General features: G+C 59.7%; 23 protein-coding genes. 7 read left to right on the top strand and 16 right to left on the bottom strand.

Annotated features, from left to right (window positions below):
• Window positions 1-61: 61 nt before the first annotated feature.
• From AB4N64_RS12360 to AB4N64_RS12345, 4 genes are all read right to left on the bottom strand, one after another.
• A complete protein-coding gene (locus tag AB4N64_RS12360; protein ID WP_460125866.1) occupies window positions 62-1,084 on the bottom strand; it encodes an SMP-30/gluconolactonase/LRE family protein in 1,023 nt (340 codons plus the stop codon).
• 35 nt (window positions 1,085-1,119) lie between these two features.
• Window positions 1,120-2,508 carry a tripartite tricarboxylate transporter permease gene (locus AB4N64_RS12355; protein WP_460125864.1) on the bottom strand — a complete coding sequence of 463 codons (1,389 nt, stop codon included), beginning with the start codon at window positions 2,506-2,508 and terminating at the stop codon, window positions 1,120-1,122.
• Complete coding sequence (locus AB4N64_RS12350) at window positions 2,505-2,981, bottom strand: hypothetical protein (protein ID WP_460125862.1); 477 nt, start codon at window positions 2,979-2,981, stop codon at window positions 2,505-2,507. The genes AB4N64_RS12355 and AB4N64_RS12350 overlap by 4 nt, the downstream gene beginning before the upstream one ends.
• A 148-nt stretch (window positions 2,982-3,129) precedes the next feature.
• Window positions 3,130-4,416, bottom strand: a complete 1,287-nt coding sequence (locus AB4N64_RS12345) for a hydroxymethylglutaryl-CoA reductase, degradative (RefSeq protein ID WP_460125860.1) — start codon at window positions 4,414-4,416, stop codon at window positions 3,130-3,132.
• Window positions 4,417-4,549: 133 nt separating this feature from the next.
• Between AB4N64_RS12345 and AB4N64_RS12340 the strand changes: the two genes are divergently transcribed.
• The 4 genes from AB4N64_RS12340 to dapF all read left to right on the top strand — a co-directional run bounded on the left by AB4N64_RS12340 (window position 4,550) and on the right by dapF (window position 8,386).
• A complete protein-coding gene (locus AB4N64_RS12340) occupies window positions 4,550-5,962 on the top strand; it encodes an aminotransferase-like domain-containing protein (protein WP_460125858.1) in 1,413 nt (470 codons plus the stop codon).
• Window positions 5,963-6,065: 103 nt separating this feature from the next.
• Window positions 6,066-7,268, top strand: coding sequence for a GGDEF domain-containing protein (locus AB4N64_RS12335; RefSeq protein WP_460125856.1), 1,203 nt, complete (start codon window positions 6,066-6,068; stop codon window positions 7,266-7,268).
• Between the two features lie 39 nt (window positions 7,269-7,307).
• Entirely contained in the window at window positions 7,308-7,520 is a 213-nt protein-coding gene (locus AB4N64_RS12330; RefSeq protein WP_460125854.1) for a DUF4287 domain-containing protein, read from the top strand.
• Between the two features lie 59 nt (window positions 7,521-7,579).
• Complete coding sequence (gene dapF, locus AB4N64_RS12325) at window positions 7,580-8,386, top strand: diaminopimelate epimerase (RefSeq protein WP_460125852.1); 807 nt, start codon at window positions 7,580-7,582, stop codon at window positions 8,384-8,386.
• Between the two features lie 21 nt (window positions 8,387-8,407).
• On the opposite strand, the gene AB4N64_RS12320 is transcribed toward dapF, so the two are convergent.
• Window positions 8,408-8,839, bottom strand: a complete 432-nt coding sequence (locus tag AB4N64_RS12320; RefSeq protein ID WP_460125850.1) for a PACE efflux transporter — start codon at window positions 8,837-8,839, stop codon at window positions 8,408-8,410.
• A 240-nt stretch (window positions 8,840-9,079) separates the two neighbouring features.
• Between AB4N64_RS12320 and AB4N64_RS12315 the strand changes: the two genes are divergently transcribed.
• The gene (locus AB4N64_RS12315; protein ID WP_460125848.1) at window positions 9,080-9,412 is read left to right on the top strand and encodes a type II toxin-antitoxin system HigB family toxin; all 333 of its coding nucleotides are present in this window, start codon (window positions 9,080-9,082) and stop codon (window positions 9,410-9,412) included.
• The gene (locus tag AB4N64_RS12310; RefSeq protein WP_460125846.1) at window positions 9,409-10,023 is read left to right on the top strand and encodes a helix-turn-helix domain-containing protein; all 615 of its coding nucleotides are present in this window, start codon (window positions 9,409-9,411) and stop codon (window positions 10,021-10,023) included. The genes AB4N64_RS12315 and AB4N64_RS12310 overlap by 4 nt, the downstream gene beginning before the upstream one ends.
• 28 nt (window positions 10,024-10,051) lie before the next feature.
• Here the strand turns inward: AB4N64_RS12310 and AB4N64_RS12305 are convergent, their stop codons facing one another.
• The 6 genes from AB4N64_RS12305 to AB4N64_RS12280 form a co-directional block, all read right to left on the bottom strand.
• The gene (locus tag AB4N64_RS12305) at window positions 10,052-11,344 is read right to left on the bottom strand and encodes a PQQ-dependent sugar dehydrogenase (RefSeq protein ID WP_460125844.1); all 1,293 of its coding nucleotides are present in this window, start codon (window positions 11,342-11,344) and stop codon (window positions 10,052-10,054) included.
• Window positions 11,341-11,769 carry a DUF2231 domain-containing protein gene (locus AB4N64_RS12300; protein ID WP_460125842.1) on the bottom strand — a complete coding sequence of 143 codons (429 nt, stop codon included), beginning with the start codon at window positions 11,767-11,769 and terminating at the stop codon, window positions 11,341-11,343. The genes AB4N64_RS12305 and AB4N64_RS12300 overlap by 4 nt, the downstream gene beginning before the upstream one ends.
• A 186-nt stretch (window positions 11,770-11,955) precedes the next feature.
• Window positions 11,956-13,236, bottom strand: a complete 1,281-nt coding sequence (locus tag AB4N64_RS12295) for a TRAP transporter large permease (protein WP_460125840.1) — start codon at window positions 13,234-13,236, stop codon at window positions 11,956-11,958.
• The gene (locus AB4N64_RS12290) at window positions 13,237-13,848 is read right to left on the bottom strand and encodes a TRAP transporter small permease subunit (protein WP_460125838.1); all 612 of its coding nucleotides are present in this window, start codon (window positions 13,846-13,848) and stop codon (window positions 13,237-13,239) included. It abuts the gene before it with no gap.
• A 58-nt stretch (window positions 13,849-13,906) separates the two neighbouring features.
• The gene (locus AB4N64_RS12285) at window positions 13,907-14,962 is read right to left on the bottom strand and encodes a TRAP transporter substrate-binding protein (RefSeq protein ID WP_460125836.1); all 1,056 of its coding nucleotides are present in this window, start codon (window positions 14,960-14,962) and stop codon (window positions 13,907-13,909) included.
• A 64-nt stretch (window positions 14,963-15,026) separates the two neighbouring features.
• Window positions 15,027-15,698 carry an RraA family protein gene (locus tag AB4N64_RS12280; RefSeq protein WP_460125834.1) on the bottom strand — a complete coding sequence of 224 codons (672 nt, stop codon included), beginning with the start codon at window positions 15,696-15,698 and terminating at the stop codon, window positions 15,027-15,029.
• A 110-nt stretch (window positions 15,699-15,808) separates the two neighbouring features.
• Between AB4N64_RS12280 and AB4N64_RS12275 the strand changes: the two genes are divergently transcribed.
• Window positions 15,809-16,708 (top strand): LysR family transcriptional regulator, encoded by a 900-nt coding sequence (locus tag AB4N64_RS12275; protein WP_460125832.1) that lies wholly within the window; start codon window positions 15,809-15,811, stop codon window positions 16,706-16,708.
• An 88-nt stretch (window positions 16,709-16,796) separates the two neighbouring features.
• Here the strand turns inward: AB4N64_RS12275 and AB4N64_RS12270 are convergent, their stop codons facing one another.
• The 5 genes from AB4N64_RS12270 to AB4N64_RS12250 form a co-directional block, all read right to left on the bottom strand.
• Window positions 16,797-17,597, bottom strand: a complete 801-nt coding sequence (locus AB4N64_RS12270) for an HpcH/HpaI aldolase family protein (protein ID WP_460125830.1) — start codon at window positions 17,595-17,597, stop codon at window positions 16,797-16,799.
• A gap of 31 nt (window positions 17,598-17,628) precedes the next feature.
• Window positions 17,629-18,432 carry a carbon-nitrogen hydrolase family protein gene (locus tag AB4N64_RS12265; RefSeq protein ID WP_460125828.1) on the bottom strand — a complete coding sequence of 268 codons (804 nt, stop codon included), beginning with the start codon at window positions 18,430-18,432 and terminating at the stop codon, window positions 17,629-17,631.
• Window positions 18,433-18,513: 81 nt separating this feature from the next.
• The gene (locus tag AB4N64_RS12260) at window positions 18,514-19,512 is read right to left on the bottom strand and encodes a TRAP transporter substrate-binding protein (protein WP_460125826.1); all 999 of its coding nucleotides are present in this window, start codon (window positions 19,510-19,512) and stop codon (window positions 18,514-18,516) included.
• Window positions 19,513-19,538: 26 nt separating this feature from the next.
• Window positions 19,539-20,822, bottom strand: a complete 1,284-nt coding sequence (locus AB4N64_RS12255) for a TRAP transporter large permease subunit (protein ID WP_460125824.1) — start codon at window positions 20,820-20,822, stop codon at window positions 19,539-19,541.
• Complete coding sequence (locus AB4N64_RS12250) at window positions 20,822-21,328, bottom strand: TRAP transporter small permease (RefSeq protein ID WP_460125822.1); 507 nt, start codon at window positions 21,326-21,328, stop codon at window positions 20,822-20,824. The genes AB4N64_RS12255 and AB4N64_RS12250 overlap by 1 nt, the downstream gene beginning before the upstream one ends.
• Between the last annotated feature and the right edge of the window lie 86 nt (window positions 21,329-21,414).

Genomic DNA, 21,414 nt, shown 5'->3' with positions numbered 1-21,414 from the left:
CCCGTTGGATTGCCCAACGGGCGTGGACGTTCAGTCGAATGCGCAGCGAAAGGTGTTGCCGTTACTGATGGGAGTAGAGCTTCAACGCCTTGGCGAACCCCTGCGCACGAAAGATCGCGCTGCCCTGGCCGAGATCCCCATCGCTGGCCACCAGATACACCTCGTTCGTGCCCGGCTTGAGCGCCATGCTGGTAGAACGCAGGAAATGCCCGTCTTCACGTCCTGGAATCAGAATCTGCCCGATAGGCTGACCGTTTGGGTTGAGCACCAGCACCCGTCCCTGACTGTACATGGCCACATACAGATTGCCGTCTTCATCGACGCGCATCGAGTCGGGTGAAGGACCGTTGAAGCGATAGACGACGGCTTCGCCAAAGGGGGCGATGGTCTGCGCATCCTTGAGCTCGATGCGGTGCAGCAGGCCCGTGGCGAACTCGGTGACCCACAACGTCTTGCCGTCGGGCGAAAGCGCAATCCCGTTGGCGATCGCCAGCTTGGGCAGGATCGCAACGATCGTATCGCCGCCGGGTGCCACGTAGTAGACACCGCCACTGGGTTCGGTCGAGGTGCCTTTGAAATCGGTGAAGTAGAAACCACCCGCGTTGTCGAAAACGAGATCATCGACCAGGTAGTTTTTATCGCCGGCAATGATCGCTTGCTTGCCGGAACCGTCGGCGTTGTAGGCAGTGAGGTTGCCGGTGTCCTTGAAGTTGCCCAGGCCCGCGACGAACAGACGGCCGTCCTTATGAATGGCCAGACCTGCCGAGCCCAACTCGTTTTTGGGCACGACAACGCTGAGCTTTTTCTGCGAGCCGAGCTTGAGCACCTGGCCACCGAACACCTCTACGAAGAACAGGTTGCCGTCGCGGTCGAACGACGGTCCTTCAAGTTGCAGTCCCTTGTCCGACACCTTGAACCACGGCTGCGCGGTGACAGTGGGCAGGTTTTTTTCAGGCGCTGGGATGGCCTGCAACTGCCGCCCCTCCTTGGCGTAGGCCAAGGTGGGAATCGGCGTTTGTGCCTGGACGAGGGTGGCACTCGAGGTCAACACGAACAGCATGGAAATGAGCGTTTTCTTCTGCACAGTAATCACCTGCTTTTTATTATGTTTGCAAAACCTCAAGCGCCCAACAGTGCAGCCAGCGCCGGCACCGTGAGCACGGCGGTGTAATAGCCCATGAATTGCACACCGATGTTGAAACCCAAAAAGCGTGACAGGAACCCGCCCAGCAAGCCGACGGTGACAATGACCGAGAGGCCCAGCAAGCCACCTTCCCAGATGCCGATCACCAGGATCAGGCCGACAAAGGTCGCGATCACCGCTTCATGGCTGATCTTGCGCGAGACAAAAGCCGCCGCCCGGTGCGCGTAGTTCATGGTGAAGGGGTAGGCGACCAGGATTGCCACGATCACCGCCAACATGCCGTAGCCGAAGAATTCCCAGGTGCTGAGCAGCGAATGCAGGTTGTTCACTTGCCCCGTGGCTGAGTCCACAGTGAAGCGCGGGGGCGCGTTGAACAGCGGCGCGGCGGGGCCCGCAGCCACCGGGCTCAAGGGCAGGCCAAAGGCAATCAGCGGGATCAGGGCTTCGGCAATGTAGGTGGATTCGGTAACGCCGTTGCGCGCGGTGATCACGGTGGTCAAGCGGTGGTAGACATGCTTGACGCGAGCACCCACCACTTCACCCATGATCACGGTCATGGCCACCGGGCTGAAGACGAAGGTCGCACTGGACACCGCTGCGGTAGCGGCAGTCCACAGGCTCTGTTTGCGATCCAGGACTTTGAGCGGGTTGGGAAAGAAGCCGCCCCAGCTCTTCACGTCAGGCGCCAGGGAAAAGCTGCGCACCGACTCACGACGCATGTTCGCTCGTTCGGCCGGCGCCATCATGGAAAAGAGCGCCGCGATCAAGGGGCCGATGGCGATACCGAGGAAATAACTGACGCTGAGCTTGACCCCATACTGTGCGGTGATGCTCTGCAAACCCACGATGATCATTACGAACGGGATCAACGCCAACACGGCTGCCAGGCGGCCCTTGGAGAACCAGGCAATGGCAATGGCTGCGGCCAGAAATACCCAGGGCGCCGCGTATTTGATCATGTCGCCGAACGGCGCAAGCATCACCGCGAACAACACGGCCATGGGCACCGCGATCAATGCGGCAATCACTGCACCGGAAATCATCTTGCGCAAGGCAATGTGTGGCACACCGAGGTTGCGCAGGAAGTTGGCTTCACGCATCAAGGGCGTCGCCATGGTGTCGCCCGGTATGCCCAGCAACGCCGTCGGCACCGCATGGGTCATGTGCTTGGCCACGGCCCCCGCCAGGAAGAATGTCAGCACGCCCGGCGCGGGCACGCCCAGTAATACCACCAGCAAGGTCAAAGGGGCGAGGGTGGTGGTTTCGTCGCTGCCGGAAATCAGGCCGATGCCGGCGAAGATCACGGCACCGAGAAGGCCCATGCCCAGAGCGATGAGGACTTGATCCAACAGGGCCGGCATCATGGCTGGCCTCCATTGATCGCTACGGCCGCACGTTCGGTGGCCGCAGGCTTGTCGCTGGCTCGGTCAGGCGCCGCCAACGTTCTTTCGTGCTCGGCGAACAGCTCGTAAAGGTCCATTTCGCGAAGCTCGGCGACCGTTTCCGGTGGCAGATCGGAAAGGCGCCCCAGATCGCCGAACTCGCTCTGCAATTCCTTCAGTACTTCAGCGCGCCAGGCGGGATCGGCTTGCTCCTCCACCACATGGCGCTTGGGCTTGAACAGCGCCGCACTGATGGCACCACCGGCCAGGCAGCCGACGATGCCCACCAGCATCGCGTAGGCGCGGGCCATCTGCGCCGAGGCGACCCAATGGGCCAGCACTTGTTGGGCGACGAAAAATGCGCCAAGGCTGACCATCGCGCCAATCGCGATGGAGTAGATCAGGTGACGACTGTCTACGGTGTCGCCCCAGACTTCGTACAATTGAGGTTTCAACAGAGTTCTCCCACCGCCCTAAGGGCTTTTATTGTTATGCACGCGTAGAGATGTGACGCGCGTCCGGCTTCCTGTCAATCGCCAACCCCGTGCAAGCCGCCCCGAGCGCCGACTTCGGCCAATCGCACGTTCTCTTCAGGCCCGGTCATCAGAGGGCGCGCTTTTGCTTGAGCAGTTGCTCGGCGTGATCGGCACGCACGTCCCGCGCCTCGACCATCTGCTTGACCAGCCAAGTGACTTCCTCGCCGCGAGCGCCCGCGGACAAGGCGATGTTTCGAGCGTGCAGCGCCATGTGGCCGCGCTGGATACCTTCGGTAGACAAGGCCCGCAGCGCACCAAGGTTTTGCGCCAGGCCGACGGCCACGGCAATTTCCGCGAGTTCCTGGGCCGTCTTGACGCCCAGGATGCGCAGTGACAGTTGCGCGAGCGGATGGGTTTTCGTCGCACCGCCCACCAGTCCCACAGGCATGGGCATTTCGAGGGTGCCGACCAGATGGCCGTTGCTGTCTTTTTCCCAGGTCGTCAGCGAACCGTAGTGACCGTCGCGACAGGCGTAGGCGTGTGCGCCGGCTTCCACCGCGCGCCAGTCATTGCCGGTGGCCACAATCAGCGGGTCGATGCCGTTCATGATGCCCTTGTTGTGAGTGGCAGCACGGTAGGGGTCGATGGCGGCAAAGTTGTAGGCATCGAGAATACCTTCGATCACGTCTTCGCCCGCATATTCGCGGGTGGTCAACAACTCGGGGGCGATGCGCACCTGGGCACGGGCCAGGCGCAGGTCGGCCAGGTTCGAAAGAATCCGCAGGCGCACCTTGCCGCCAGTGATTTCTTCCATCAGCGGTGCCACGGCCTCGGCCATGGTGTTGACCGTGTTGGCGCCCATGGCATCGCGCACGTCGACAATCAGGTGCGCGACCAGCATCGGGCCCCTGGGGCTGTGGGCGAAAGTATGGACCTCGACATCCCGGCAACCGCCGCCCAGCTTGTTGAGCAACTGGTCCTTGCGGTTGGCCAGTTCGATGATTTCTTCCTTGCGACGCATCAGGCTCAGGCGGGCGTTGTACGGATCGGCAACGTCGACGATCTGCACCTGGGCACGCATCAGCGGCAGGCTGCTGGAAGTCATGAAGCCACCGGCATCGCGCGCCAGTTTGGCCATGAAGGACGCCGCTGCGACCACCGAAGGTTCCTCGACCACCAGCGGCACGATGACATCGCGGCCATTGATTTGGAAGTTACTGGCAACCGCGTAGGGCAGTTCAAATGTGCCAAGCACGTTCTCGATCATGCCATCGGCAATGTCCAGCCCCAAAGCGCCGGCGTCACGCAGCAAGGCCACGTCGTCGGTGGGTAACGCGAGCACTTGTTGCAAGTGTTCAAGGCGCTGCGCAGGCGAGAGGCTGCGAAAATTCGGAAGGCGCGAATCGATACTCATGGGTAATCCTGTAGCGTTATTGTTTTCGAGTGAAACCACCCTAATGCGCTCTGTGCCTGCAAAGAAGGTACAGTTTGGACAGACAGTACCTAAGCTGTACCCTTGCGCATACATTCACTCGGGACGATGAATCATGGTGCGACTGACACTGGCCCAGCAGTTGACCGCCACACTGGTCGAGCAGATCGAGAACGGCACCTACCACGAAGGCGACCGCCTGCCTTCGCTGCGCGAGTGCATGCGCTTGCTGGGCCATTCCAAGAACACCGTGATCAATGCCTACGAGGCGCTGGCGTCGCAAGGCCTGGTTGAGGCGCGCCACGGCCAGGGTTTTTTCGTCAGGCAAGGTGCGTCCATTCATCCCGAGCCGGAAGAACCGCCACCCTATGCCCGGGCCATGGACACCATCTGGTTGATGCGTCAGCAATTCGTTCGCGAACCGGGGCATTCGCCTTTGGGGGAGGGCTTTCCACCGGTCGACTGGTTGATGGACATGCGGCTGGATAAGTTCACCCGGCAGATCATGCGCACGGGTGTGTCCACGCTTTTTCGCTACGGCAATCGGTTGGGCAATGCCGGTCTTCGCCAACATCTGGTGCAAAAGCTGGCGAGCTACTCGATCACCGCCAATCCAAGACAAATCGTCACCACGCACGGCGCCAACCATGCGCTGGATCTGATCATCCGTCGTTTCATCGGTTTTGGTGACAGCGTTTTGGTCGAAGACCCCGGTTATTACCCACTGTTTGGCAAATTGCAGTTGCAAGGCGCGCGCATGCTTGCCGTGCCAAGGCTTGCGGACGGCCCGGATATCGACGTGCTGGAGCGTTTGCTGCAAGAGCACAGGCCCAAGTTGTTCTTCATCCAGTCCGTGGGGCATAACCCGACCGGCTCCGACATTTCACCGAGTAAGGCGCATCGCCTGGTACAACTGGCGGAGCAATACAACTTCATTCTGGTGGACGATGATGCGCTCGGGGATTTCAAATCGGCGTCGGCGATCAAAGTGTCCGCACTGGATCAACTCAAGCGCTCACTGTACGTCGGCAGTTTCTCCAAATCGGTGTCGGCGGCGCTGCGGGTTGGGTTCATTGCCGGCAGCAAGGACGTAATCGATGAGTTGGGCGACGTAAAAATGCTGCTCCACACCAGCACCTCGGAATTCTGCGAGCGCACGGTGGATGTGATCCTGGGCGAAGGGCACTTCTTGCGGCACCTGATGAGGTTGCAGGAACGGCTGCGGACAGCGACGGCCGCCGGCTTGCGGATGCTCGACGAGATCGGCGCCGAAGTGTTCTCGCGACCGGAGCAAAGCCTTTATCTCTGGGCCAGATTCGCCCACGTGGATGATGCTCGTGAGCTGACCCGCGAACTGCTGCCAAAGGGCTTCATGATTGCTCCTGGGCATATCTTTTCCCCCGAGCAATCGCGCATCAGCCCCTGGACGCGTTTGAACGTGGCGTATCTGAATGATCCGTTGCTCAAGGCGGTATTGAAGCGCCCCAACCGTGGGCGCGAGCCTGCTCGCGATGAGTTTCAAAGGTGATGAGGGCCGCCTGGACGCCCCCGACACGTAAACCACTCCCCGACTTTTCCCGACTCAACTAGACTTGCGGCCAAAGTACATATGCCGCGGCCAGTGAGACACCATGATTGCCCATACACCTACACTTTTTGCCTGCGTTGCCCTGGTCGCGACGATCATGGCGTTCTGTTTGATCCTGGTCGGCCAGTTCAACCGGCGTGACGGCTTGCTCACCATCGGCTCGGGCCTGTTGGCGCATGCCCTGGCCTATGTCGGTTACACCCTCTACGGGCATGCGCCGTTGTGGTTTACCTACGGCGCCGCCAACACCTTGCTGTCGGTAGCACTGGCGTTTTATGGGGCCAGCCTGTTCCGCATTGTCGAGTTGCCGGTGCCCTGGTGGCGGGTGTTCGCGCCGATGCTGTTGATGCTGGGGTCGATGATCAGTCTGATCGACACCCTGGAACCGCGCATGCTCGCGGCTACCATCGTGCTAATGGCGCAATGCACATTGATCATCTATTGGACGCTGCGCTACATACCCAAACAGGGAAGGGCGCGCATGCTGTTGATCATCGGCTCCAGCATCAGCCTGATCGGCCTGGGCATGCGGGTGGTGGCCATTCTCGGCGGCGGCGCTGCCGAGATGCGCTACGACGTCAGCAACCTGAAGCAGACCATCTCGGTCAGTATCGGCACTTTTACCGCGATGATGATTTCCCTGGGCCTGGTGCTGCTGGCCAAGGAGCGCAGCGAATCGTTACTGCAACGCCTGGCCTTGCGCGATGTGCTGACCGGCATTCTCAATCGCCGCGCCATTCTGGAACAGTTTGCGAAGGAGCTCGAACGGGCGCGCCGAGACAACTCGTACCTGGCGGTGGCCATGGTCGACATCGATCACTTCAAGCAGATCAATGACGTGCACGGCCATCTGGCGGGCGATGAAGTGATTTGTCATTGCGTCAACCATCTCACCCGACGGCTGCGTCAATCGGACAGCATCGGTCGATATGGCGGCGAGGAATTCCTGCTGTTGTTGCCCGGCACCAGCCCCGATGGCGCCGTGGCGGTGCTCGATGATGTGCGTGCTTCGCTGGTCGGGGCACCAGCAAAATTCGGCGACACCAGCATCGACCTGCGCATCAGCATCGGCGTGTGCTGTGTCGTGCCGGATGAACGCGACACCAGCGCCAGTCTGCTGGCCCAGGCGGATGCGGCATTGTACGAGGCCAAGGGCATGGGCCGTAATACATTGCGACTGTCTCCACCGAGACCCCGGCCGAGTGATGCGGTGACCGGCGATGTTTCAGAATCAATGGGCGGGTGAATGCCTCGCTCTGCTCGACACCAACAGGGAGTTCGCAACATGACCGAAGATCAAAAAGTAAAAGGCCCAGCCTCCTACTTTCCATCGATTGAACAGAAATACGGGCAGCCCGTCAGCCACTGGTTGAGCCTGCTCGCCACGATCAACGACAAGAAACACATGGAAATGGTCACCTGGCTCAAGAACGAACATGCGATGGGCCACGGTCATGCCAATGCCTTGGTTGCGTACTATCTGGCGAGTGCTAAATAATCAGCGCAGGATGCCCTGACACCCAGGGTAGGTCATACCCATGGCACAAGGATCGTTCGATGCCGCTGCGCTTTCATAAAATGCACGCCAATGGCGATGACTTCGTGGTGGTGGATGCACGAAACGCCAGCAATCCAGTGACCAGTGAACTGGCCCGTCAGTTGGGGGACCGTAATCGCGGCATCGGCTTCAATCAATTGGCGGTGGTGCTCGATTGCGACGATGCCGATGCACGCGTGATCTTCTGGAACGCCGATGGTTCGGCCCTGGACGTATGCGGCAGTGCCACACGCGGTGTTGCAGATCGCTTGATGCTTGAGGCCAATGGTACCTCGGTGACGCTGCGAACCAATCGTGGCTTGCTCACCTGCAGGCGAAGGACGGCCGAGACGATTTCGGTGGCGATGGGGCAGCCACTGTTTGACTGGTCTGAGATCCCGTTGGCCCGGGAGCTGGATTCGTCTGTGCTGCCACTGCCTGGTGAACCCGCCGCATGCAGCATGGGCAATCCGCACTGTACCTATTTCGTCGAGGACCTGAGCGCGGTGGACCTCGCCACAACGGGACCGCTCATCGAGACGCACCCGCTGTTTCCTCTCAAGACCAACGTGCACTTTGTCCAGGTCATCGATCGCACGCACATCAGGTTGCGCATCTGGGAGCGCGGGGGTGGTATCCCGCTCGGGTCCGGTTCCTGCTGTTGTGGCGCGGTGGTCAACGGTATTCGGCGGGGTTTGCTGGATCCTGGCGTTGAGGTCGAATGCGATGGCGGGACCGTGACCGTCAATTGGGACGGCAATGGCCCGGTGTTTCTCAGTGGGCCGGTAGAAGCGACGTACTCGGGAACGCTGGCGGACAAACGCTGATCAGATGGCCCACTTCAGGTATCAAGAGGCCTCAGCGGGTTGCGCCGACAGCGGTAGACCGAACAGCTTGTCGAACACCAGGTTGAACGTGAAGGTGTACACCAGGAAAAACAACATCAAACCCACGTTCAACGCCAATGCCTCCAGCAGCGCAACGTGCAGGAAGTAGGCGAACAGCGGAACCAGCACGCCGAGCAGGCCAATCTCGAATCCTGTCGCATGCAGCACTCGGCGCCATAGCGTGCGGGTGCGGTCGACACGTCGAGCTTCCCAATATTCAAACACTGTGTTCCAGCAGTAATTCCACAGCATGGCAACGGTCGAGCTGGCGATTGCCAGTCCTGTGGAAAGCTGAGTGTCATGGCCTAGTGCGGTGAGGATCAAGGTATTGAATGCGACGGCGATCAATTCGAAAGATGTCACGAAAACCAACTTGCGTTTGACGCCTTGCATGTCCAATGCCTCGTACTGCGAATGTGTGTGACCGCCTACTATGGCGAAAAACTGACCCTTCGGCCAGTTTTGTCGGATACATGTTGGTACAGATGACGCGAGAAAGTCAGCGAGCCCCGGTTAGACTGGAGAGGGTTCGGTATTTCAACCTGATCTCACCGCCAGTTTTCCTGATGCCGACAAACAGTAGTTGTCAAAAAACACAACTGGTGTAGCATCGTAACCATGACAAGGATGCCCATGGACATACTCACACCATCACGTTTCGACGACGCCGGGGTTGCGCGCCCTAACGACAAGGCAGGCCTGGACCGCTGCCTACGTCTTTTGAAGGTGGCCCGACCAGAACAGTTCGCGGACCTGCAAAGGGTTTTCGGTACGCACAACGTTGACCTGTTCAAGCCCAGAGCTGCACACAATTGGGTGGTGATTGATGTAGGTGGCAATAACCTTCGGCTGATCGGCGGAGTCAATTACATCCGGCAAAAGTTTTACGTCAAACACGTCTACACCCATGCCGAGTACGACGTTGCCAACGCCTGGTATGCAAGAAACAAAGGGACAAAACGATGAACACCAGCCCAAACGATTTTCAAACCATGATTGCAACGCTTGGCGAGTTGTATGCGGTCATGGAGCGCCTGCGCAGCGAGTTCGTGCACGGCATCAAGACCCCGGCCGATTATGAGCGCGCGACCTGGTTGCTCGATGAGCTCACCGATGGCCGCGAACTGAACAAGGTCGAAGAGAAGATTCTCATTGAGCTGGAGGATGAAATGCTGGCCTACCAGCGCGATTCCGAACAGTTTCGTGAATCCAGCGCTGCACTCGGGACCACTTGCACGCCTGTGCAATTGATCAAGGATCTGATGCAGACTCTTGGTCTCACCGGTTCGGACCTCCCGGAAATCGGCGATAAAACCGCGGTGTCCAAGGTGCTCAGCGGGGACCGGCCAATCAGTCACAAGATGGCCTATGCGCTGGCAGAGCGATTTGCAATGGAGCCAGGCGCATTCGTGTCACCGGTCGCGGGGAAGACACGGAAAAAAGCCAACCTGGCTGATGCCGATAAGACACCGGTTTCTTATCGCTCGCGGGACAAGGTGGCGTTGGTGGAGTGCGCATTGGAAGCGACTGGAGAATACAAATCCGTGGGTTCCAAGGCAGACCCAGCGAAGGGCTAGCGCAATGGCGGGCCCTTCGCTGATGCAATCACTGATTGCGAGTCACCCGCCAGACCGTGTTGGAGAGATCATCGGCGATGATCAATGCACCTCGCGGATCGACCGTCACACCCACAGGCCGGCCACGGGTTTTGCCGTCATCACCGCGCAAGCCTGTGACAAAGTCGATGGGTTCGCCCGTGGCTTTACCGTTATTGAAAGGCACGAAAATCACTTTGTAGCCCACCGGGTTATCCCGGTTCCAGCTGCCGTGCTCACCGACAAACACACCGTCGGCGAATCGCTCACCCATTGCGGCCGTCGAGAAGTCGACTCCCAGCGCCGCCACGTGCGAACCCAGGCTGTAATCCGGTTTGATCGCCGAGGCAACCTTTTTGGGATCCTGTGGCCGCGCCCGCGTATCCACATTCTGGCCCCAGTAGCTGTAAGGCCAACCGTAGAATGCCCCTTCCTTGACGGAGGTGAGGTAGTCCGGCACCAGGTCGGGCCCCAGTTCATCCCGCTCGTTGACCACTGCCCAGAGCGTTCCGGTTCCGGGCTGGATCTTCAGCGCCGTAGGGTTGCGCAGGCCGGTTGCATACGGCTTGTGCGCGCCGGTTTGGGCGTCGATTTGCCAGACCATCGCCCGATCCACTTCGACCTCCATGCCGCGCTCAGTGATGTTGCTGTTGGAGCCGATGCCCACGTAAAGCGAGCGCCCGTCCTCGCTGATGGCCAGCGATTTGGTCCAGTGGTGATTGATCGCCGAAGGCAGCTCGGTGATTCTCGTAGGCATACCGCTGGCCTTGGTCTGCCCCTCGGTATAGTCGAAGCGCACCAGTGCATCCTGATTGGCGACGTAGATTTTGCCATCCGCGTACGCCAGCCCATAAGGCGCATTGAGGTGCTCGGCGAACACCGTTTGCAGCTCGTACTTGCCATCCCCATCCGCGTCGCGAAGCAAGGTCAGGCGGTTACCTCCCTTGACCTTAGTGTTGCCCTGGGCCTTGATGTAGCTGGCGATGACGTCCTTGGGCTTGAGCTTGGCCGCGTTACCGCCCCGTCCTTCGGCCACCAGGATATCGCCGTTGGGCAGCACCAGCGTCTGGCGCGGAATTTTCAAGTCTTGGGCAATGGCAGTGACACTGAAACCTTCGGGAACCGTGGGCTTCTGGTTATCCCAGGCCGCGGGTTCGGCGATTTTCATACTGGGCAACAGGCTGCGCTGCGGTTCCGGCATCTGAGGTTCAGGGCCACGAGCCTGAGGGCTGTCGGCTTCTCCACCGCAAGCGCTCAGGAGCATCGCCAGGGTCAGGGTGGCTACGGGGAAAACAGGCTTCATCGTGCACCTCCTGACCGCAAGTTGGTAAGGCCGATCAACGCCGAGGCGCCGCTCAGCACGGCAACGATGACCGACAGGATCAGGCCCGAAGGCATGACGGCCCACGCATCCTTGGCGTGCTCGAAGGCGTTGACCAGCCCCAGTACCCAAGTGATCAGCAGGAGCAGGAAATACAGTGCAGGCCGGCCGGCTTTCGGTTGGGCCCGCAGTAGATTGGTCAGGGCAAACAGCAACGCGAGCCCACAGAACACCAAGCCCCCGGCAATCAGCCACGAGGCGAAATTGCTCCATTGGATCTGGTAGGTCCTGGCGTAGGCGATATCACTCAACAGCGCCCCGAGAAACAGAGCAACGGTGCCGCCCAGCAGTATCGAATGCAGCGGCCCCGGCGTGATTCGCGCAAGGGGATAGGTGGTGTCGGTCACGGCAAATCCTCATCGTTTATCGACCCTTTACGGATGCCCAGCGCCAGGCACTGATCCATCAGGTTCGCGCTGACTGCGCGCAGTAAAGGTGATCACGATGAAGGGGGCGAAGTTCAAAGAAATACCTGGCAGACCTGATCTCGCGGACCCAGGCAAGGTGACCTGGGCCTGCGAGCGATACGGACGTCAGGCGTAGTGCGGCAGCCAGAGGGCAATCTGTGGAAACATGATCAACAATGCGATCAACAGCAACAATACGAAACAGAACGGCAGGGCGCCGTACACTACATCGAGGAAGTTGCCCTTGTTGCGGATGCTCTGCACGACGAACAGGTTCATGCCGAACGGCGGGGTAATCTGGCCCATCTCGCACAGGATGATCAGGATCACGCCGAACCACAGTGGATCGAAACCCAGGGCGATAATGACGGGTACCACCAGTGGCGCGGTGGTAATCAGCATGGCGAGGGTGTCCATGAAGCACCCCAGGACAATGTAGAACACGATGATTGCCAGCAGCGTGCCCATCGGCGACATGTTGAGGTCGGTGACGAAACTCACCAGCGTTGAAGTGAGCCCGATGGACGCCAGCACGAAGTTGAGGAAAAACGCCGACAGGGTGATGAACAGGATCATCCCCGTCGTGCGCAGCGTCGACTCGAAAGCCTGGCCCAGGTTCTGCCAGGTGAAGGCACGTCTCCAAAGCCCCAGGGCGAACGCAGCGATCACCCCTAATGCGGCCGACTCGCTGGCGGTGGCAAAGCCGCTGTAGATGGCGCCCACCACCAGCACGAATATCGCCAGTGGTGGCAGCAGGTCCCTGATGCTTTCCCGGCGTTCGGCCCAGGTGGCGTGTTCCTTGGTGCCTCCCAGTTCCGGGCGCAAGAGGCAGGCAATCACGATCATCGCCACGAACATCAAACTCAGCAAAATGCCCGGAATGGTGGCGGCCAGGTACAGCTTGGGCACCGAGAGATTGGCGATCAGCGCGAACAGAATCATGTTGATCGACGGCGGAATCAGGATACCCAGAGTGCCGCCAGCGGCGACCGAACCGAGAAAAAGCGGCGCCGGGTAGCCTTTGCGTTCCTGCTCAGGCAGGGCCAGCGTCGAAATGGTCGCGGCGGTTGCAACGCTGGAGCCACTGGTGGCAGAGAACAGGGCCGAGGCGCCGATGTTGGCGTTCATTAAACCCCCTGGCAGCCACGACAGCCATTTTGACACCGCGCCGTACATGCGCCCGGCAACGCCTGAGCACACGAGCAGTTCGCCCATCAGGATGTAGAGCGGAATCGCCACCAGCAGGAATTCGGCGCTGGTGCTCCAGGCGATTTCCCCCATGGCGTTGCTCAAGGGCAGAGTGGAAAACAGCTCGGACAGCGACATGCCCAGCAGGCCGACACTGACCGCTGCGGCCACGCTCAGACCCAGCAGCGCCAGGAGGGTGAAGAGGGTAAAGGCGAGCATTCAGTGTTCTCCAGTGGTTGGCGAAGGCGTGAACCCCGGCGCACGGCGGTGGGTTTCCTCCTCGATTTCTTCCTCGACGGAATTGATGCCGATCAGCCCGCTGATCGAAGTCCGCCGGCGCAGGCGGCTCAGGCTGGTGCAAGCCAGCACCACAATGGTCAGGGCGAAAAAGACATAACCTGCGAGCCAGATCGATTGCGGCAGCCACAACGGAATCTGCAGTGGCGTGGTGGAGGTCGAATGGAACTTGAGCGTGGTCCACAGCACCCCGGATGCATGAAACAGCAAGGTCCCGACAAACAATGCCATGCACCCCAGCGCCAGCAGGTCGAGCGCGGCCCTACTTTTGATGGACAGGCGTGAATAGACGATGTCGACCCGGATGTGCGAACGCTTGAGCAGGGCGACGGGGAACGCCCAGGTGCTGACAATGGCCAGCACATAACCGGCGATTTCGTCGGCACCGCCCATCGATACGCCAATGGTTTTGCGCAGGATCAGGTCGACGCCGATCATCAAGGCGGTGCCCATCAGCGCGATACCACCGACCCAGGCACTGAGCCACGCGACGCTGTTCACAAGCCTGATGGCAGAAGATTCAGAGGGTTTCATCAGCGGTGTTCTCCGCAAACGGGGTGGATTCAAAACGCGAGGCCATTGGCCGGCGCTGTCAGGGTGTTTGCAGTTGCACGCCCAGGGTCGCTCCGGCTGTGGCATTCCAACGTTCCACGCACGGTGCACCGCAACGTTTGCCCCAGTCATTGGCGATGGCCAGCACGGCTTCTTGCATCGCCTGCCGTTCGGCGAGCGTCGGCGTGCTGACCTGCATATGTGCGGGGTGATGAATCTGGCAATCGGCTGCGCCGATGTTGCAGGCCAGGGCCGAGCGGTTCTCCCTGGTGGTTTCCTCCCACAACCGGTCTTCCAGTACCCGGGATTGCTGCTCGAGCAGGTGCTGTACCGTTTCTGGCAATGACTGCCAGCGCTTCAGGCCAATGGCATAGAAGCCGATCGACCAGTCCGTTGGCAGGTTATAGAGATGGTTGGCCACGTCGTACCAGCGGGCGGCATTGCCAGAACCGATGCCCGACACCGCGCAGTCGATGACCCCGGTTTGCATGGCGGTCACCACTTCAGCGAATGGCAGCGTCATGGGGGCACCGCCGAGTGCCTTGACCATGTCGGACATGTTGCGTCCACGCACGCGAACTTTCCGGCCCTTGAGGTCTTGTACCGAGGCGACGGGCTCGCGGCAGAAGAACACCTGCGCCGTATAGGGGACGGTGGCCAACAGCTTGACGCCGTGACGCTCGGCCATGCGCGCGGCGAGCACGGGTTTGAATGCGCTCGATACGCGGTGGGCGGTCTCGATGTCGGCAGCCATGCCGGGCAGGTCGATACCTTCGAAAAACGGGTCGTCGCCGGCGACGAACGCGAAAACGCCCATGCCGATTTCAACGGCCCCGGAACGGATCAAACGCACCATTTCCGGCCCCTTGAGACCGCTTTCGGACAAGCCTCGCAGGCTCGCCGTGAGCTTGCCGCCGGAGTTGTCAGGTAACGTGGTGTTCCAGAACGGCGCTTCAACCGCTCGGTAGGTGTAATTGTGGCTGCCACCGCCAATCACGTTGAAGTGAGTCGCTGGCACCGTATCCGCCAGGGCGGTCGGTCCAATCAGGCCACCGAGCATGGCCAGGATCCAGGGCGTTACAGGATGTAGTTTCATGGTAGTCCTGTTATTTTTTTGAAGGGGCTACATGGCAGAAACGAAAGATCGGTGATGCTGTTGTTCAGGACACGCGGTGGATGGCGGCGTCGATGATGGCTCTGGACCCGACCACATCGGGAAATTTCTCGCCGTTTGCAAGCCGGGCGAGTGTGGTTTTTTCCCGCTCCTGAAAGTCGATGGCCTGACGCGCCAGCGTTAATACCTGCCACGGCCTGAGCACCACGATGCCGTTCTCATCAGCGACCACTGCATCACCTGGGTGGATCACGACGCCACCACATTGGACCGTCGTACAAAACTCGCCTTCTTCACCCTTGAGTCGCGTGGTAATCGCACTCGCGCCCCACGACCAGATGGGCACACCATAAGTGCGCAGTTCACCCAGGTCGGTGACGTGTCCATCGATGACGATCCCGGCGATGCCGGCCTGTTTCGCGGCGTAGGCCATGGCGCCGCCCATGGCGGCAGTCACCCGTTCGCCACAGCGATCGACGATCAGGAAATCGCCGGGGCGGGCGCAGCCCATGGCGTGATGCAGGATGCCGCCATCGGCACCGGGCATTTTCACCGTGACCGCCGTGCCCACGGCCCTGACATCCTGGAAGTGCGCCTTTATGTCCGTACTCAAAATGCCTTGGGTAATGAAGTGACCAATGGTTGCCGGTTCCGCTGCGAAAAGTACTTCAAGTTCTTCTCGTGGGATTTGTTGTGGTAGTTCTCGAATAATATACATGCCGGTTTTACTTGTTTTGAGGGATGTCTGTTACATTGAGTCCATCCTAACAAGCGCATTTTTAATGCGGTAATAAAAAAAAGCGACTCAGCGGCGGGACAATTTTTATCATGAGAATTACCCTGATGCAGATCGAGGCCTTTTATTGGACGGCCCGATTAGGCGGCGTGCACGCGGCCTCTCGACATCTTCATTTGACCCAACCGGCCATTTCCTCGCGTATCCGGGAGATGGAGTCCTTGCTGAGTGTGAAACTGTTCGATCGCAGCAAGCAGCGCATGACCATCACCGCCGATGGCCTGATTGCCCTGCAGCACGCCGAACTGGCGTTGAACAACAGTGTCAAGCTGGAGCAGTTTGCGGCCAAGCAGAAACAGAATCGCCGACTGCGCGTGGGCGCCGACGAGTGCTCGGCCATGGTCGGGCTGACGGCGGTAATCGCCGAAATCAAGGCACACTTTCCGGAAATCACCCTGGAAATTACCATTGACGTGGGCGCCGTGCTCAATCGCAAGTTGAATGACCACGAGCTGGATCTGGCGCTGCTGACCAATCCGATGACCCGTGATGATGTCACCGATATCTTCCTGGGGTGGATGACCTTTCAGTGGGTGGCGGCCGCGCACCTGGACATCGAAGGGGATACCTTTCTACCGGAACAGGCGTGCGCTCATCCCATCGTCACGCACTCGGCGCCGTCGACCCTGTATTCGGTGGTGGAGCGCTGGCTGAAGGAAGGTGGCGGAGTGTCCGAAGCCTTTCACTCCAGTAACTCCCTGGCGTTTATCGCCAAGATGATATCGGCCGGTCATGCCATCGGGATTCTCCCCGTTCCATTGATCCGCGATATGTTGGCCGTTGATTTGCTCAAGGTCCTGCCGTGCAATCCCCCGATAGAACCCGCCAGGTTTTGTTTATCTTATTTGACCGAAAGGCCCGATGTTCAACTTGAAGAACTGGTGTCGCTGACACGGGCTACTTTGATGAGACAGAACTTTTTGGTGAGTTGAAGTGCTCGGGTAACAGTAAAGGCCAAATCAGATTAGTTGATTTGGCCTTTAATCTTTAGGGTGATCCAATAACTTTTAGAAGGGGTGGTTATTTACTTTGAACACTTTTTTGAATGGACGAAATGTGTTGTCCCGCCTGATTCAGCCATGACAGGTCACTGCCCATCAGCAACATGTCTGCGCCCATTTGCAATAGGCGACTGGCCGTTTCGGTGTCCGCCGGGAAGCAGGGCACCATGACCTGAATGGAGCGCGCATGGCATTGCTCTATCAGCAGCGCCAGGCGATCCCGGACTTCGGGGTTGCCCAGGCGATAATCCACCGGCAACTGGCGCGACAACGAGTAATCGGCTGGGCCGAAATGCACCGCATCGATACCGTCGACGTCGAGAATCTCGTCGATGTTGTCGAAGAACTCAAAACTCTCGGCCATTGGCACGATAACGCTGCGGGCGTTTTCTGCCTCGGTGTAGCGAGCCCAGTCAAAGCCGGGCCCAGCGTAGTTCGCAGAGCGCACCGAACTGTCGCCACCTCGGCGCCCGAACGGCGGGAATTTGCTGTAGCGCACGATATCGCGCATCTGTGCAGCGTTGTGCACCTGCGGCACGATGACCCCCGAGGCGCCCATTTCCAATGCCTTGCGAATGTCCCATTCAAGGGTGCCGCGCACGCGAACCAGGCCATGGATACCGGCGTAGTGCGCCGACAGCAGCAGCTTTTCCATGTCCTTGTCGACGCCCAGGGCCGTGTGTTCGGCGTCGATGAAGACAAAGTCCAGCCCCCAATTGCCGGCCACTTCGATGGCCATGCCGGAGGTGCTGTAGATGTTCATCCCGAACGTCGGACCATTGGCCATGTGCTCTTTAAGGGTCGTGATCTTGTTATGCATTGCGATTTCCTGAGCAGCGTGATGGGTCGTCTCAGACGCGATAAGTCTCTGGCAGGCGGTCGCGGAAGGGGTGGATTTCGAACACGCCGGGGTCGCGAATCAATGATTTGTTGCGTGCCTTCGCAAGGTCGATCTCCACGCTGAACACGCCGTCCTCCTGTCCTGCGCGGGTCAGGGTCTTGCCCGAGGGCTCGATGATGTGGCTCATGCCGATGAACTGCATGCCGCCGTCCATGTCGTTTCGGTTAGGTGCGACGAAATAGACGATGTTCTCGGCTGCCCGCACGGTGCTGAAAATGTCCGGCAGCATACGTGCCTGCTCGGGCCAGGCGGCAGGGAGTACCACGATGTCGGCGCCTTCCAGGGCCAGCGTGCGGATGACTTCGGGGAAGCGAATTTCGTAGCAGATCGCCAGGCCGATGCGACCGATGTCAGTGTCGAATACCGGGGCAGTCCATTCTTCAGGGCGGTCGGTGAAGCGGTCGCCGATCATGAACGGCAAATGGCGCTTGCGATGCAGGCCGACGATACCGTCAGGGCCGATCAGTGCGGCGGTGTTGAAAACTGACTCGGCGTTCTGCTCGTAAAAACCGACCACCAGATAGATCCCGGTTTCAGCCGTAACCTTGAGCAGGGGCGCGAGTGCGTCGAGGTGGATGGCACTTTTTTCCAGTTCTTCGCGGCTGTCGAACGCGCCACCGGTCAACAGGCACTCGGCAAATGCGATCAGGCGTGAGCCCTGGCTGGCAGCCTGGCGGGTGAGTTCGGCGACTTTGTCGATGGTTTGCGCCGAGTTACCGGCGACCGGGTGGATCTGTGCGACGGAGATTTTCATGAAGCGAGGTCCTTTGATTGTCAGGCAAGCGTGCGTTTGATGGGGCAGCCAGCGCAGTGCCGGCTGCCGGGATGGCCAGGGCTATTGCGGCTTGTAGTCCACCGCTTCGTAGACTTTCTTCACCAGTTCGGGGTTGATCTGCGCCGCGTATTTGTCGATCACCGGGCGGATCTTCTGCTGGATGCGTGCAATTTCCTCGGTGGGCAGTTCGTTGACTTTCATGCCCGAACTGCCCAGCTCGGCAATCGCCTTGCTGTCAGCCTCGCGGGAAATCCGGCGCTGCTCGAGGCGCACTTCCAGTGCAACCTCCTTGAGCAACGCCTTCTCGTCATCATTGAGCTTGTCCCAAAAGGGTTTGCTGATCAGGACGATTTGCGGGTTGTAGTTGTGGTGCGTCAGGCTCAGGTATTTCTGCACTTCGTTGAATTTCGAGGCGAGGATCAGGGCGGCCGGGTTTTCCTGGCCATCCACGGTGCCGGTCTCCAGGGCCGTATGCACTTCAGTGAAGGGCAGGGGCGTTGGGTTGGCGCCCAGCGCCGACCAGACATCGAGGAACAACGGCGACTGTTGCGCGCGGATCTTCAACCCGACGATGTCTTCCATCTTTTCGACCGGGCGCACGTTATTGGTCAGGTTGCGCACACCCAGTTCCCAAAACGCCAGGCCCACCAGCTTCTTCTCCGGCAACTGGTCCGTCAGCATCTTGCCAACCTCGCCATCGAGCATGGCATCGACCTTCGCGGTGTCGGTGTAGATGAAGGGGAAGTCGAGAATGCCGAAGTCGGTCACATGATTGATCATCAGTCCGGCGTTCCAGGTCATCATCTCCACCACACCACCCTGCAGGGACGACAGTACCTGTACGTCGCCGCCGAGCACGCCGTTGGGAAAGGTCCGAACCTTGATCTTGCCGCCGCTGCGCTCGTCGATCTTCTTGGCAAACAGTTCCATGCCAATGGCGGGGGGAGTGCCCTTGGGGCTGGTGGCTGCGAACTTGATGGTGTGGCTGTTGTACTCGGCGGCGAAGCTCATGCTGCTGGCCAGCAGCAGGGCGGCCAGTGCGCTCAAATGTGTTTTCATGGTCATTCCTGTTTCTTGTTGGATTTTTAGTGGGCGAACCATTGCGCTGGAACGGTGACCAGATCGGGGAACATCACCAGCAGGAACAGCACAATGATTTCCGCAATCAGGAACGGGAAAGTCCCCTTGAGCAGCGCTTCGTAGCGCATGTTGCCGATGCCGCACACGACGTTGAGCACCGTGCCTACGGGCGGTGTGATCAGGCCGATGGAGCAATTGATCATGAACAGCACACCGAAGTAGATCGGGTCGATGTTGGCGGCGGTGACCACGGGCACGAGGATCGGCGCCAGCAGCAGGATGGTCGGCGTCAGATCCATGACCATGGAGATCGCCAGGATCAGTAGCATCAAAACAACGATCAGCAGTTTCGGGTTGTCCATGACCGGCTGGATGAGGTCGATGATCTGTCCCGGGATATCGGCGATGGTGATCATCCAGGCAGGAATCGAGGCCGCCGCGACCAGGAACATCACGGCCGCGGTGGTCTTGCCGGCGCGCAGCAACAGCTCACCCAGGGACTTGAGGCTCAGTTCACGGTAGATCAGCGACGACACCAGCAACGCATACACACTCGCCACAGCGCCGGCTTCGGTCGGAGTCACCACGCCAAAGCGCAGGCCAGCGACGATAATCACCGGCAGCATCAGCGCCCAGGTGCTGTCGACGAAGGCTTTCATGCGCTCCTTGCCGGATGCCTTGGGGCTCAGTTGCACATCGTTGTCGCGACGTGACACCAGCCACCAGGCGACTACCAGCGCCAAGGCAATCATCAGTCCTGGAGCAATGCCAGCCAGGAACAGCTTGGTGATCGACAGGCCCGAGGCGACGCCCAGGACCACAAAGCCGATGCTCGGCGGAATGATCGAACCCAGCACCGAGACCGACGCGATCAGGCCACCGGAACGGTTGCGGTTGTAGCCGGCGATCACCATCATCGGCAGCAGCAGCGCGGTCAGTGACGCGGCATCGGCCAGCGCCGAACCCGACAGGCTGGAAAGCAGCACGCCGGCAACGATGGTGACGTAGCCCAGGCCGCCGCGCAGGTGACCGACCAAGGAAATCGCCAGGTTGATGATGCGCTTGGACAGACCGCCGCTGTTCATGACCTCGCCAGCGATGATGAACAGTGGAATGGCCAGCAACGGAAAGCTGCCTGCCGAGTTGACGATGTTCTGCGCGATGATCTGGCCATCGAACAAACCGAGCAGTCCCATCAGGGCCACGCCGCAGAGGATCAATGCATAGGCGATCGGTACGCCGATGAGAATGGCGGCCATGAGCACGCCGACGAATAGGCCCAGTGCCATTATTTGAATACCCCGTGTGCGTTTTCAGGCGCTGGCTCAGCGGCCGGCGTGATCAGGTGCTTGCCCAGTTGGGCGCACAGCAAAACGGTACTCAATATCGCGAACACCAGACCGGCACCGTAGAACAGCGCCATGGAGACGCCGGTGGACGGTGCACCCACATGCAGGTTGATCAGGGTTTGTTTCCAGCTGCCTTCGAGGAACAGCCAAGTGGCGTAGAGCATCGCCAGGTAGGCCAGGGTCATCAGGTGTTTGGCCACCTTGGCCGAGACCCGGCTGGTCAGGATATCGACACCGATGTGGCCGTTCTCGTGCAGCATGAGTTGCGAACCGGCAAAGACCAGCCAGACGAACGCCAGCCTGGAAATCTCCTCGCTGAAGAACAGCCCGGAATTGAAACCATAACGCAAAACGACGTTGGCGAAGATCAGCACGGTAATGCAAACCAGACACGCCACAATCAGTGTTTTAAGTCCGAGGAAATACAGTCTGAGGAGTTCTTTCATGGCACTTGCACCCCATTGAAGTTGGGGAGGGCGAGCAAGTAAGTCGTTGGCGGGACAGGGTCGTGGACCCTAAGTAAACGCGTGCC

It is taken from the genome of Pseudomonas sp. S2_C03, assembly GCF_054668405.1.
The sequence above is the reverse complement of the archived record's forward strand: the minus strand, read 5'-3'. Positions and strand labels throughout refer to the sequence as shown.

Coding starts and splice junctions, on each gene's coding strand:
- AB4N64_RS12355 (WP_460125864.1), bottom strand. CDS start 2,508: ATGATGCCGGCCCTGTTGGATCAAGTCCTCATCGCTCTGGGCATGGGC.
- AB4N64_RS12345 (WP_460125860.1), bottom strand. CDS start 4,416: ATGAGTATCGATTCGCGCCTTCCGAATTTTCGCAGCCTCTCGCCTGCG.
- AB4N64_RS12340 (WP_460125858.1), top strand. CDS start 4,550: ATGGTGCGACTGACACTGGCCCAGCAGTTGACCGCCACACTGGTCGAG.
- AB4N64_RS12335 (WP_460125856.1), top strand. CDS start 6,066: ATGATTGCCCATACACCTACACTTTTTGCCTGCGTTGCCCTGGTCGCG.
- AB4N64_RS12330 (WP_460125854.1), top strand. CDS start 7,308: ATGACCGAAGATCAAAAAGTAAAAGGCCCAGCCTCCTACTTTCCATCG.
- dapF (WP_460125852.1), top strand. CDS start 7,580: ATGCCGCTGCGCTTTCATAAAATGCACGCCAATGGCGATGACTTCGTG.
- AB4N64_RS12320 (WP_460125850.1), bottom strand. CDS start 8,839: ATGCAAGGCGTCAAACGCAAGTTGGTTTTCGTGACATCTTTCGAATTG.
- AB4N64_RS12315 (WP_460125848.1), top strand. CDS start 9,080: ATGGACATACTCACACCATCACGTTTCGACGACGCCGGGGTTGCGCGC.
- AB4N64_RS12310 (WP_460125846.1), top strand. CDS start 9,409: ATGAACACCAGCCCAAACGATTTTCAAACCATGATTGCAACGCTTGGC.
- AB4N64_RS12305 (WP_460125844.1), bottom strand. CDS start 11,344: ATGAAGCCTGTTTTCCCCGTAGCCACCCTGACCCTGGCGATGCTCCTG.
- AB4N64_RS12295 (WP_460125840.1), bottom strand. CDS start 13,236: ATGCTCGCCTTTACCCTCTTCACCCTCCTGGCGCTGCTGGGTCTGAGC.
- AB4N64_RS12290 (WP_460125838.1), bottom strand. CDS start 13,848: ATGAAACCCTCTGAATCTTCTGCCATCAGGCTTGTGAACAGCGTCGCG.
- AB4N64_RS12285 (WP_460125836.1), bottom strand. CDS start 14,962: ATGAAACTACATCCTGTAACGCCCTGGATCCTGGCCATGCTCGGTGGC.
- AB4N64_RS12280 (WP_460125834.1), bottom strand. CDS start 15,698: ATGTATATTATTCGAGAACTACCACAACAAATCCCACGAGAAGAACTT.
- AB4N64_RS12275 (WP_460125832.1), top strand. CDS start 15,809: ATGAGAATTACCCTGATGCAGATCGAGGCCTTTTATTGGACGGCCCGA.
- AB4N64_RS12270 (WP_460125830.1), bottom strand. CDS start 17,597: ATGCATAACAAGATCACGACCCTTAAAGAGCACATGGCCAATGGTCCG.
- AB4N64_RS12265 (WP_460125828.1), bottom strand. CDS start 18,432: ATGAAAATCTCCGTCGCACAGATCCACCCGGTCGCCGGTAACTCGGCG.
- AB4N64_RS12260 (WP_460125826.1), bottom strand. CDS start 19,512: ATGAAAACACATTTGAGCGCACTGGCCGCCCTGCTGCTGGCCAGCAGC.
- AB4N64_RS12255 (WP_460125824.1), bottom strand. CDS start 20,822: ATGGCACTGGGCCTATTCGTCGGCGTGCTCATGGCCGCCATTCTCATC.
- AB4N64_RS12250 (WP_460125822.1), bottom strand. CDS start 21,328: ATGAAAGAACTCCTCAGACTGTATTTCCTCGGACTTAAAACACTGATT.